The sequence below is a fragment of the Longimicrobiaceae bacterium genome (assembly GCA_035696245.1).
Taxonomy (GTDB): Bacteria; Gemmatimonadota; Gemmatimonadetes; order Longimicrobiales; family Longimicrobiaceae; genus DASRQW01.
Genome location: DASRQW010000415.1, coordinates 1 through 11,232 on the forward strand (window position 1 = coordinate 1; position 11,232 = coordinate 11,232).

7 protein-coding genes are annotated in these 11,232 nt (G+C 69.6%); 3 read left to right on the forward strand and 4 right to left on the reverse strand.

Annotated features, from left to right (window positions below):
• Positions 1-264 precede the first annotated feature (264 nt).
• Positions 265-1,554, forward strand: a complete 1,290-nt coding sequence (locus tag VFE05_18570; protein ID HET6232085.1) for an IS4 family transposase — start codon at positions 265-267, stop codon at positions 1,552-1,554.
• A gap of 843 nt (positions 1,555-2,397) precedes the next feature.
• Here the strand turns inward: VFE05_18570 and VFE05_18575 are convergent.
• From VFE05_18575 to VFE05_18585, 3 genes are all read right to left on the reverse strand, one after another.
• Positions 2,398-3,801, reverse strand: coding sequence for an acyl-CoA reductase (locus VFE05_18575; GenBank protein HET6232086.1), 1,404 nt, complete (start codon positions 3,799-3,801; stop codon positions 2,398-2,400).
• Between the two features lie 580 nt (positions 3,802-4,381).
• Positions 4,382-6,445, reverse strand: a complete 2,064-nt coding sequence (locus tag VFE05_18580; GenBank protein HET6232087.1) for a hypothetical protein — start codon at positions 6,443-6,445, stop codon at positions 4,382-4,384.
• Between the two features lie 99 nt (positions 6,446-6,544).
• Positions 6,545-7,123 carry a hypothetical protein gene (locus VFE05_18585; GenBank protein HET6232088.1) on the reverse strand — a complete coding sequence of 193 codons (579 nt, stop codon included), beginning with the start codon at positions 7,121-7,123 and terminating at the stop codon, positions 6,545-6,547.
• A gap of 415 nt (positions 7,124-7,538) precedes the next feature.
• Between VFE05_18585 and VFE05_18590 the strand changes: the two genes are divergently transcribed.
• Positions 7,539-7,880, forward strand: a complete 342-nt coding sequence (locus VFE05_18590; protein HET6232089.1) for a PadR family transcriptional regulator — start codon at positions 7,539-7,541, stop codon at positions 7,878-7,880.
• 2 nt (positions 7,881-7,882) lie between these two features.
• On the forward strand, positions 7,883-10,570 hold the full coding sequence (locus VFE05_18595; protein HET6232090.1) for an ABC transporter permease: 2,688 nt from the start codon (positions 7,883-7,885) through the stop codon (positions 10,568-10,570).
• A 320-nt stretch (positions 10,571-10,890) separates the two neighbouring features.
• Here the strand turns inward: VFE05_18595 and VFE05_18600 are convergent.
• Positions 10,891-11,232: HXXEE domain-containing protein (locus VFE05_18600; protein ID HET6232091.1), on the reverse strand; the 342-nt coding region annotated here is incomplete at its 5' end.

Below are 11,232 nucleotides of genomic sequence, written 5' to 3' on the forward strand. Positions count from 1 at the left end.
CCGCCTCCCGCCTCCCGCCTCCCGCCCGCGCGGCTCAACCGACCGGCATCACATTATCTCGCGGAATGCGTCCTAACCTTTACGGTGCACGCGGTCCAGCTCGAAAAGGAGCATGGAGCGGAGCGGCTCTTCGAGGTGAAGGTCATCCGGATCGTTGGTGCTGATCGCAGGGGTTGCCGGTCTCCACATCTGTTCCAACTAAATAGCGCAATGGTAAGATAAGCCAGGCGTTATCTCGTTGCGAACCGCTGACCGGGAAGCCGAATGGCCGCAGAGCCGGAAACGAAGGAGCAGACCGCCCGGCTTGGAGAGACCCAGACATTCCTGCGCGAGATGATCTCTCTCCTGCAGCCGGATGTGCGAACTCGTGGCCCCGGTCGGCCACAGGTGCTGCCCTCGCTCTGCCTGTGGGCAGGTCTTCTCGTCTGCGTGCTGAACGGGTTCAGCAGCCAGTCGGCGTTGTGGCGCCTGATCAGCCTGCAAGGACTGTGGGACTATCCCCGCTTCGCGGTCACCGACCAGGCGGTGCGCAACCGGCTTGCCTCGGCGGGCGAAGCGATGCAGCGGCTCTTCGCCCAAATCACGGCCGTGCTGGTGGAGCGGCTGGCTCCGTACGCACAGCCCCTGGCACCCTGGGCTGCGTCCGTGGTGGCGCTGGACTGCACAACGCTCGACCCCGTGCTGCGCAAGCTGCCGGTGCTGCGCGAGGTGCCGCGAGGCAGCGACGCGCTGCTGCCGGGCAAGCTGGCCGGGCTCTTCGACCTGCGCCTTCAGGTGTGGCGGAAGATCGCCTTCACCGATGAGGCGCGCGAGAACGAGAAGGTCAGCGCCCGCGCGATGGTCTCTGAGCTGCCCCGGGGCAGCCTGGTGCTGGCGGACCTGGGATACTTCGGCTTCGCCTGGTTCGACGACCTGACGGCGGCGGGGCATCATTGGATCAGCCGGCAGCGGAAGAAGACGAGCGTGGAGGTCCGTCACGTCTTCTTCGAGTCGGCGCACGTGACGGACGCGCTGGTCTGGCTGGGCAAGTACCGGGCGGACCAGGCCCGGTATCCTGTGCGTCTGGTGCGCATCCGCGTTGGACGCGAGGAATGGGAGTACCTCACCAACCTGCTCGATCCCAAGCTGCTGCCGGTTGCAGAGATCGCACGGCTGTACGCGCGGCGCTGGGACATCGAGATGGCCATCAAGCTGGTCAAGCGCGAGCTAGGGCTGCACCTGCTCTGGAGCGCGAAGACGGAGGTGATCCTGGCGCAGGTGTGGGCGGTGCTCTGCATCGCGCAGATCCTCCAGGCGCTACGGCAGGAGGTCGCCGGGCGTGCCGGAGTCGATGCCTTCGACGTCTCGATGTCGCTGCTGCTTAGTTGTTGGAGCGGAGGCCTACCGGGCCGGAGCGATAGTGCCGTCTTCCGCCCGCGCGATCAGCTTGTCGTTCACGTAGACGCTGAGAGTGGTCTCCATCGCCTGGAACCGCACGCGCTTGGTGACGCCCGTTGGGAACGGGATGTCGTCCGTCCAGTCGAGCCGTGTCTGCTCTCCGTTGAGGCCCGGTAAATCTCGATGTCCGCCCACCCGTAGCGCGTGTCGTCACCGATGGCCGCCATGTAGTAATTTCCGTCGTCTGCGCACGAAGCACCAGCCCGCCGTCGTTCGAGCGGTCGGTCCCGTCTCTACCCGGCCGTCCGCGACGGTCACGCCGTTGCGGACGGCCAGGCTCTGCCGCGCCGTCATGTCGGCGGCGAGATGACGGTCCTGGATGGACCACGCGCGGGGAGTTGTCGTACAGCGTGAAGTTCGCCAGCCCTCCCAGGCCGAACTGATCGGTGCCGCTCGGCGGCATGGAGGCGGTGTCCGTGCCCGGCTCATCGACCGCCGCGGCGAGGTTCCGAGCGAAGCTCTGGACCCCATTCGCCGCTTGTCCTAGCGCCCGCGGATCGTGCCCGGTTCGGCAGGCTGCGGATGCAGCGGTGACGACGCCCGCGGCGATTCCGGCCAGCCATCGAGCCCGGCTGCGGCGAGTCCGGCGTGCTGGGCCCTCCGTACTCTCTCGTCCGATTGTGGGAAAGCTGCCAGGCGATTCGGATCGCATTGGACCGCTCCGAACTCCGCTTGGCGAACGTAGATCGTCTGACGCCCCCCAGTCGCACACGTGACGTGCGACGCGCGTCAATGTGGGATGCGGAAGGTGGTTTCAGCTTATGACGGAGGGAAGGGCGGTGGCCGCTGAATGCGCAGCCAGTCCTCACGGAATCCGGGTAGATCGGCTTGCCTTCGCGGAGTTTCGCCGAAGCGGTTCGGACATCGGTAGCAGCCCACGGAGCTGGACTTCGTGCCGTCGTAGCCCGCGGCTTTAGCCGCCAGGGCTATGCTAGCCGCACCGATTCTCCGATTCCGTCCTCACTTCTCCAGGTCGCACCAGCGGACGAGGTCGGCGAGGGGGGGGCGGCCATCGTGGTGCCAGTGCGGCGGCGGCCAGGCCATGCGGCCGAGCGGCACGACGCGGCTCGCGCCCAGGCGCCCCAGCTCTCCCGCGAGGGTGCGCGTGCGCTCGGGAGATGCGGCGAGGCCGACGCTCTGGAGCACGGAGCCGAACGGCGCCACGTGCGCCGCGACCTCCGCCAGGTCGGCGACCGGCTTCACGCGCACGACGCGGTTGAGGCACGACGCGGCGAAGGCGGGATCCTCGTCGTAGACGACCGTCCACGCCGTGCCCTCTGCCGATGCGTGGACTTCGGTGGCGCCGCCCGCGAACTGCGCGAACTCCGCCTCGCCGCGGAGCTGGCGGATGGCGGACGCCTCGCGCGGAGCGAGGATGCCGCGCGGAAGCTCGCGCTCGGTCGCCTCCATCTCCGCAGCGAGCATGCGCGCCCACTCGCGCGGGGAGACGCCGCCGCCTTCCTCCGCGTAGAACAGGTGCGGCGACACGCATCCCTGCTGGTCGAACGTCGACGCATCCAGCGCGCACGCCGCGGCGGCTTCCCGCGCCGCATCTCCCGACAGCATCTCCCGGCCCACCATCCCGAACGAGATGCGGTGCCCGTAGCCGAGGAACTTCGCCCCGGCCGGCGTCCGGCCGCGGATCGACGCCACCGCGTCCGCGCCGCCGTAGACGATCACGGCGTCCGCGATCTCCAGCGCGGCGCGCTCCATCTCCTCGTCGCCGCCGGGCCAGTAGGTGACGGCCACGCACTCGCCGAGGTCCGCGTCTTCCTCCGCGAGCGCGCGGGCGAAGAGCGCGGCGAGGACGGGCTCGCCCACGGCGGTCTTGCCAAGCGTGGCGGACTTGAGCAGCAGCGTGCGGATCATGGACGTGACCGCCACGCCCGGCACGTTTCCGCTGAAGACGTGCGTGGAAAGCCGCGGCCCATACGCCCGCGCCGCGCTCGGAACGCCCGCGCGCGCCACGAACCCGTCCAGCGCGCCCGCATCCCCCAGCTCTGCGGCGAGAAGCGCGCGCAGCGGCTGCGCACGCCAGTCCGCCGCCATGCGGTCCAGCACGCGTCGAATCATGGGCGCGGAGTAGCCGGTCACCAGCGGCAGCGCGCGTTCCGCCGTCTGCCGCAGCTCGTCTCCCGCGTCCTCGAACCGCCGCGCTACCCGGTCGATCGACGCGACGATGCGCTCCACCGGCCGATTGGCGAGGTGGCGGCCGCGCGCATCCACCAGCGCCTCCACCTGGCGCCGCAGCAGGGCGGGGGAGAGGCGCGGGACGCGGATGGAGAGCGCATCCCCCCCGCGCCCGTACGGCCAGGTGGTCGTGGGGACGGGCGAGATGGCGGGCAGGTGGAACGCGTCGATCATGTAGCTTGGGTGCTGCGGGGAGGGGCCCTCACCCGGCTCGTAAAACTCGCCTGCCCTCTCCCACAAGTGGGAGAGGGCACGGCCTCCACGGCGGCTGGCAGCTCCGTGCTCTGCGATGGGCCGCCTCGCTGCCGGCAGGCTGGCGGCTCGCGCTGCGGAAGGGCGGGCCGAGCAGCGTCCGCTGGCTGAGGAAGGTCCAGACCGGTAGGGTCCGACCTGCGTGTCGGACCGTGCTGCCGCTGCGATCATGCTCGCCGTCCACCGCCATCGCAGCCGAAGCGGCGGTCGCACACGCAGGTGCGACCCTACGCGAGCATCATCGCGGTGGCACACACCCGCGCCTACGAGCATCGCCGCGGTCGCACACACAGGTGGGACCCGACGGAGCGTGGCCGTGAGGCGCCGCCTACGCTCGTTCACCCGCGGTCCCGCAAGATGCCCCGCCTGCCTGCCACCGCCCGGCGAAGCCGAAAGCGAAGCGCGTAGCGGAACTGCCGGAAACGCGAAGGAGATTCGTGCCTTCTCCCGCTTGCGGGAGAGGGCAGGCGAGTTTTACGAGCCGGGTGAGGGCCCCCCTCCCCTACAGGAAATCCCAGAACGACGGCCGCGCATCCACCACGACCTCCCACCGCCCGCCCGCGCCCATCCCCCGGTGCACGTCCAACCGCAGGATGTCGTACACCAGGCCTACGCCGGCGCCGATCGAGGCGCGCGGGCGCTGCGTCGTCTCCGCGCCCCAGGCGGAGAGCGCGGGCCGCCCCGCATCTCCCACGCCCGCCCAGCCGGCGGAGGCCATCAGCCGGCCGCGAACCCACGGGCGCAGCAGGTCGGCCGAGGCGGTGGCGCGGGCCAGCGCAAAGCGGTCGCCGCCGAAGGAGCGGAAATCGAAGCCTGGCACCGTCCCTCGTCCACTGAAACGGAAAAGCTCCTGCCGCGGCAGGTCGCCGAACGCCGCGCCGCCGGACGCTTCCATCTCCAGTGCCGCGTCGCGCGCCAGGAAGCGGCGTGTGTAGCCCAGGTCGAGGACCGGGCGGACGAAGTTCAGCGATCCGCCGGAATCGGCCCGCAGCGTCCCGCCCTCGGTCGTCAGCGAGGCGGACCAGGCGCGCGCCGTGCCCGAGGGCGAGCTGCGCGCGAGGGAGAGCGAGCCGCCCAGCATCACCCCGTCGCCGATGGCGTGCACCGGGCGGAAGTGGTCGGACCCGCCGAAGACGGAGAAGTCCGCCTCCCGGCTGGCGGACGCCTGGTCCTCCGCGCGCAGGGTGAGCCCGCCGGTGAGGCCGAAGCCGACCTTACGCTCGCCGTGCAGCTCGCCGCCGCGGGCGTAGAACAGGTCCGTGTAGTCGCGCCCGGCCAGCAGCGCCGTCAGGCTGTTCACCGCGCCGGACACGACGGGGCCGACACCCACGTCGCGCGGTGTGTTCAGGAATGCCGATCCGCCGATCCGATAGCTAGGCCGCGTCCACTGCGCGCCGGCGGAGAGCACCGGGTGCTCCGGGCCGAACGCCCAGCCGCCGTCGAACGACAGCGTCAGCCGCTCCCTGGGGTGCTCGCGCACGCCGAAGCCCACCGTCGGCCCCTCCGCGCGATTGTAGCGGAAGACCTGCGATACCGCGGGCACGTCCAGCCGCAGCGCGGGCAGGCCGCTCAGCATGCGCTGGCGGATCAGCTCCGCCGCCTGCCTGCGGATGTCGCCCAGCTCCGTGCTGGGGCCGATGCCCTCCTCGCGCAGCTCCTCGTAGATCCCCCGCTCGAACGGGAAGGCGCGGCGCTGCGGGTCGGGCACCGAGACCACCTTGGGGCCGCTGAAGGCCACCAGCGGCAGGCCCTGGTTGAAGCGGTAGTTGGAGATGCGCATCGTCCCGCGGATCACGCCGCCCGCGGGGAAGCCCAGCTCCGGAAGCTGGCGGCGGATCTCCACCTGCTGGCGGCTGGGGAGCCAGAAGCGCCCCTTCCACAGCCCGTTCTCCAGCGAGACGTTCAGGTAGTCCAGCTGCCGGTCCACGTACGCGGGCGACGTGAACGTGAACGACATGCGCACGATGTCGCCCATCCGCCGGTCCACGAACACCGAGCCGATGAACGCCGGCCGCGACGGGTCGCGCGGCCGCACCTGGATCTCGTACAGCTGCACCGCCTCGCCGCCCGGCAGGCGGATGGCCGACGAGTCCGCCAGCCGGTACTCGTACACCTGCGGGCCACCTGCCGCCGCGGGGTGCAGCACGTCGCGCACCTCGTCCCCGTCGCCGATGCGGATCAGGTCGCCGAAGTTGTCCTGCACCACGCTCAGGTGGTCCTGGTGGTACTGGATGGTCGTCGGAAGCTTCTTCTCGTCCCGCAGGCCTATGATGCGCTGCTTGCTCAGGTTGGGCGCCTTCCACATCACGTCCAGCGCCACCTGGTCGGTCTTCACCAGCGTGCGCTCGCCGATGTCGCGGCGGTCCAGGTAGAAGTACACGTAGCCGCGGGCGTCGGCCTGGTAGTCCACCATGCCTGTGTCGGCCAGGTTCGTCGCCCGCCGCACCTCGGCGCGGTGGATCAGCTCCAGGGCGCGCGGGTTGTTCCACCCGCCCGGCGCCTGCGCGTTCAGCAGGGCGGGGGCGGGCGCGGCGAGCAGCGCGAGGGCCAGGAAGATGCGTTTCATCACGTGTGAAGCTGCGTATTCACGGGCGGATAAGCAACCGGGCCCGGCCGTGGGTGGCCGGGCCCGGAGCGTGCCGGTGCCAGGTGCGTGCCGCGCGGCTCAGCAGCCACCGGCCTCGAACCTGGCCGTCAGCGTGCCGAAGATCTGGTCCTGCAAGCCCTCCTCGCTGATGCCGGCCGCCTTCGCGTAGTCCGACCGGCGCACGCCGTACGTGGTGGTGGCGGGCGAGGCGGAGAGCATGCGCGGGCTGGCGGCGAACTGCAGGTCCAGCACCGCCGGCAGCAGCAGCTCGCGCGACACGTCCGATCCCGAGCCGCTGGTGGGGAACGACAGCGAGACCGAGGTCGCGTGCAGGTCCACGCTGCCGCGCAGGAGCTGGAGGAAGCTGTCGGACTTGCGCGTGTACGCCACCTCGTACTGCGGCGCGTTGGGGCTCAGCGTCACCGTGGGCGACGGCTTGCCCGCCGGGGCGGGGTTCGCCACGCCGCTCGCCAGCACGTCGGCCACGGGCAGCGCTGCGTTGCTGGGGGCGAAGCGGAGCGTGCAGATGGAGTACACCGCGCCCACTTCGCCGGGCGTCAGGCGGGCTGGGTCGGTGCCGCCGCCGCCGTCGCACGCGGCGAGCGCCGGCAGGGCGGCCAGGGCCAGCAGGGTGGCGCGGGAGCGAAGCGCGTGCATCGGTCGGTCCTCCGTGGTGGTCGTCGTTGGCCGGATCGGGCGGTTTCGGATGGTCCGCGCCGGGCGTGGAGCCGGTTCCCGGGCCGGCACCTGCGTACCCCCGTTTGCGGTGGGTTGATCCGCATCCGTGGTCGGTGGACGGAGATCGGGTGGGGGAAGTTTCGCGACGCGGCGGGCCCCGGTCTCGCACCACCAGATCGGGCCGGCGCGCTGCGGCCAGATCCAGGCTCTCCCGTCCGGTGGCCGCCTCTAGGATCGTCCCGTACTCCTCCAGCGCGTGCCGCACCACCCGGCGGATCTGCGGCTCGTCCGGCCCGGCGCCGTCCTCCGCCGGGGCGTCTCCCTGCGCCCACTCTCCTTGACAGCTTAGGAGACGGCGGCTACTCTCCTCCTAACCAACATAGGAGAGAGAGCCATGACCGATTCCGCCACACTCCTCCCCGGAACTCTGGACCTCCTGATTCTGAAGTCCGTCTCGCTCGGGCACCTACACGGCTACGGCGTACTGCTGCGCATCGAGCAGATCTCGGGCGGTGCACTGCAGATCCAGCAGGGGGCGCTCTATCCGGCACTCTACCGGCTGGAGCACCAGGGGCTCGTCGAGGGCGAATGGGGGGTCTCCGAGAAGAACCGCCGCGCCAAGTTCTACCGCCTCACCCCCGCCGGTCGCGCGCGTCTCGGCGAGGAAGTCGCGAGCTGGAACCGGTTGGCGGATGCCATCGCTCTGGTGCTGCGCACCACACTGCAGGAGATCTGAGCATGAAGACTCTGTTCGCGCGGGTGCGGTCGTTCTGGCACGGGCTGCGGAGACCAGACCAGCTCTGGGCGGAGATGGACGAGGAGATGCGCTTCCACGTGGAGATGGAGGCCGACCGCCTCATACGCGAGCGGGGGCTGGATGAGGCCGAGGCGCGCCGGCAGGCTGCGATCTCCTTCGGCGGAACCGAGAAGTACAAGGAGCAAGGGCGGGAGGCGCGGGGGCTGGGGTGGGTCAGCGGGCTGACGCTCGACCTGAAGCTCGGCGGTCGCATGCTGGTCAAGCATCCTGCGCTCACCGTGATCGCAACGATTGCCGTAGCGTTCGCGATCGCCGTCGGCACCGTTGGGTTCGAGATCGCGCGACAGGCGCTCTGGCCGACGATTCCGCTTCCGGACGGCAACGCGATCGTTGCATTGCGGAACTGGAACGTCGCCGACAATGCGGCGGTCCCTGCATCGCGCCGCGATTACGAGCTGTGGCGCGACGGTCTCAGCTCGATCACCGATCTCGGGGCCGTCGAGGTGGAGGAACGCAGCGTCGCCGTCAGCGCCGGCCCCGGCCAGCCGGAGACCGTCGCCAACGTGACCGCGTCGACCTTCGCGCTGACGCGCGTCCCGGCGTTAATGGGACGCGCCCTGCTGGAAGGCGACGAGCGGGGCGGCGCGGAAGAGGTCGTGGTGGTCGGATACGACTTCTGGAAGAACAAGCTGGGTGGGGCGGCAGACGCCGTCGGCCGCGTCATTCACATCAGCGGCACGCCGGTCACGATCGTCGGCGTGATGCCGCGTGGCTACGGATTCCCACAGCGGAACGAAGTCTGGCGGCCGTTGCACCTCGAGCGGCTTCCCGAGGCGTCGCCGAGCCTGCGGTACGTCTTCGGGCGGCTGGCGCCGGACCGTTCGCGCGAGGAGGCGACCACCCAGGCGGCGGCGATCGGCGCCCGAGCCGCGACGATGTTTCCGGAGACGCATAAGAACGTGCGCCTGCAAGTCCTCTCGCTGTCCGACGCAGTCAGTGATCTGCCGGAATCGGCGGTGTTGGTGCTGGCGTCAATCAACGTGTTCCTCGTGCTGTTGGCCGCGCTCCTGTGCGGCAACGTCGCGATGTTGCTGTTCGCCCGCGCCGTCAGTCGAGAGCGGGAGCTCCTCGTTCGCACCGCACTCGGCGCCAGCCGTGGGCGCCTCGTCATGCAACTCTTTGGCGAGGCGCTCCTGCTCTGCGCCGTCGGCGCGGTGGTTGGTCTCATGGTTGCGCGCTTCGTGCTCGCGCGGACCTGGACGATGATCGAAGAGCAATCGGGCCCGTTGCCATTCTGGATCGACACTTCGATTTCGACGACGACGATTCTCTATGCCGTCGGGCTGACGCTGTTCGCCGCGACGATCGCCGGCGTCGTACCCGCGCTCAAGGTGGTGTCGGGTAGTACCGGCGGCAGGCTCCGAGCCGCGTCGAGTGGCGGCGGCGGGTTGCAGTTCGGCGGCGTGTGGACCGTGGTCATCGTCGCGCAGATCGCGCTCACGACGGTGCTTCCGGTGCCGCTGCTCGGCGTGGGAGGGGACTTCGCGCGAAAGACCCCAGCGGGATTCCCGGCCGAAGCATTCCTCACCGCCACGCTCGAGATCGATCGCTTCGACGGCGCCGCGGCGAGTGGTGACACAGTGCCGGCCGTGCGTGCCGCGCGGCTCGAGGAACGCTACCGCTCGCTCGCCGAGCGGCTCCGGCAGGAGCCGGGCGTGCTGGACGTCACGTACGCCGATCAGATGCCGGTGATGCGTCACGCGGTGTACGGGATCAACATGGACCCGGGTCCGGCCGCTAAGCAAAGTGAACGCTGTGTGGGTGGTTACTGCGTCGGGAACGTGTCCGTCGATCCGCGGTTCTTCGACGTGATCGGTGCGCCGGTGATCCGCGGCCGGGCCTTGGCGACGGCCGACGCGGAACACCAGACGCGTGCCGTGCTCGTGAACGAGTTCTTCGTCGATCAGGTCATGGGCGGCCGCAACCCGATTGGCCGCCGGCTTCGCTTCTTCTCGTCAACTCGCAAACCCACCGCCGAGTCGTGGCATGAGATCGTCGGTATCGTGCCCGATCTCGGCGTGAGCGACAACCAGGGCGATTTCGGCCGAGCCCGCATCTTTCAGGCAGCGCTGCCGCGGCAGACGGGGCCGCTTCGGGTCGCCATTCACGTTCGCGGCGATCCGCAGGCTTTTGCGGTGCGCCTCCGCGAGCTCGCGGACGCGATCGATCCCGCGTTGCGCGTGATCGATCCCAAACGGCTGCCCCGTCTGGCGGAGTCCGTCAGCGGGTTCTGGATTGCGCTCCTGCTCGGCTTCACGGGCGTGACGCTGATGCTGTCGCTCGCCGGCGTCTATGGGGTGACGGCCTTCTCCGTCGCCAAGCGGACGCGGGAGATCGGCGTGCGCGTCGCGCTCGGTGCGCAGCCGCTGCAGGTCCTGGCCACCGTCTTCAAGCGCCCATTCGTTCAGATCGCGCTGGGCGTTGGCATCGGTGCAGTCCTGGGGCTCGGTCTCGCCAACAACGACCTGTCGGATGTGCATCTCGACGATTTCGGCATCACGGCGGTCTTCGCGCTGTCGACGATCCTGTGCTGTGCACTCGCATGCATCGTCCCGACGCGACGGGCGCTTCGCATTCAGCCGACGGAGGCATTGAAGGACGAAGGTTGAGTTCACGCCCCTTGCCCCACAGTTCGTCGCAAACCAGCTCGATCACATCGACGAACGTGCCTGGTCGGCGGCCGACTTTTGTATCCTCTCTACACCGGATCGCGCGCGCTGCCTGTTTGAGAGGCAAGACATCACGCCCGTGGCCCTCGAGAATGAACGCGGCGCGGCGCTGATCGCGGATCTTTTGTGTGCACCTATGCATGGTGCCATCTAACGCCCGAGTTCTGCTGCAGCGAACATATGGAATGCGAGCGCAGCGAGCTACCGTCGATCACTTGTCCGCTGCAACGCACGTTACGTGACCGCCACGCGATCCTGACCTATGCCCCAAGAGCCGCTGCCAACCACAGCCCGGCGACAAGTACCGGCCCATGCAGCATCATGCCGCCCAATATGAGGCTGCGCCATGCCCGTCGAGTCACCCACGCCTCGTTCCGCGCCCGTCGCAAGACATACCAGGCAAAGGGCGCGTTCAGAGTCAGCGCCGAGGCCAACCCCGGACCGTATCCCTTGAAGACGACCAACGCGCTCAAGACATGGGCAACTACGTTGATCGCCACAGTGGCCTCCAGCGCCAACAACAGCCACAGTGCCACGCGGGACGCTGGGCGCATCACGACGAAACCGGCGAGCAGGAAGGCGAGAAGCGACAGCAGCACGAG

Bases quoted from the DNA above. Each gene is read 5' to 3' on its own strand.
- VFE05_18585 (HET6232088.1), bottom strand. From the start codon at position 7,123: ATGCACGCGCTTCGCTCCCGCGCCACCCTGCTGGCCCTGGCCGCCCTG.
- VFE05_18570 (HET6232085.1), top strand. From the start codon at position 265: ATGGCCGCAGAGCCGGAAACGAAGGAGCAGACCGCCCGGCTTGGAGAG.
- VFE05_18595 (HET6232090.1), top strand. From the start codon at position 7,883: ATGAAGACTCTGTTCGCGCGGGTGCGGTCGTTCTGGCACGGGCTGCGG.
- VFE05_18590 (HET6232089.1), top strand. From the start codon at position 7,539: ATGACCGATTCCGCCACACTCCTCCCCGGAACTCTGGACCTCCTGATT.
- VFE05_18575 (HET6232086.1), bottom strand. From the start codon at position 3,801: ATGATCGACGCGTTCCACCTGCCCGCCATCTCGCCCGTCCCCACGACC.
- VFE05_18580 (HET6232087.1), bottom strand. From the start codon at position 6,445: ATGAAACGCATCTTCCTGGCCCTCGCGCTGCTCGCCGCGCCCGCCCCC.